This is a genomic window from Okeania hirsuta, assembly GCF_003838195.1.
Taxonomy (GTDB): Bacteria; Cyanobacteriota; Cyanobacteriia; order Cyanobacteriales; family Microcoleaceae; genus Okeania; species Okeania hirsuta.
The window spans coordinates 1-773 of record NZ_RCBY01000656.1 but is presented as its reverse complement, the minus strand read 5'-3'; the positions used below and the strand labels follow the sequence as shown (position 1 = coordinate 773).

Below are 773 nucleotides of genomic sequence, written 5' to 3'. Positions count from 1 at the left end.
TAGGCGTAATTTTCCTTCTGGCTTTTTCACTGTACCTGGGTATAAAAATACGCCTATTATATGAATCAGCACCTATGGCTTATTTAATTGAACAAGCCATAGGTGCTGATTCATATAATAGGCGTAATTTTCCTTCTGGCTTTTTCACTGTACCTGGGTATAAAAATACGCCTCCCTGGTATAAAATTCTATGAAAGTCTCCAACTAATGCACCACCATAACGGGCAGTATAACCTTCATGGCGATGAACATAGCGGATATAATCCCGCATAGAATCATCCCACTGCCAAAAGTTACCTTCGTTGACACTGTAGATTGGGCCATGTTCGGGGATTTTGATATTCTCATTGGCCAGAATAAACTCTCCCAAACTAGGGTCAAGAGTAAATGCGTGAACCCCAGTGCCAATTGAATATACTAGCATTGTGCTAGGGCCATATAGAATATAACCAGCAGCAATTTGTTTACGTCCACTTTGGAGTAAATCTTGAGCTAAACCATCTTCATCATTACCTTCTTGTTGGCGAACCGAGAATATAGACCCCACATTTAGATTTGTATCTAGATTAGAGGAGCCATCTAGAGGGTCATAAAGTAATGTATAGCGACCTATTGGACAGTTTTCTGGAATATAATAGGGTTTTTCCATTTCCTCGGATGCCAAGCGACATACAAGGCCACTTTGCTTAAATACCGAGATAAATACATCATTGGCATAGATATCCATCTTTTTGACGGATTCTCCCTGGACATTAACTGTGCCAGTAAACCCT

At 40.2% G+C, this 773-nt stretch carries 1 protein-coding gene; it reads right to left on the bottom strand.

Annotation, left to right across the window (positions count from 1 at the left end):
• Nucleotides 1-79: 79 nt before the first annotated feature.
• Nucleotides 80-773 (bottom strand): class 1 fructose-bisphosphatase (locus D5R40_RS33500; RefSeq protein ID WP_240041712.1); only part of this gene is annotated, 694 nt, incomplete at its 5' end.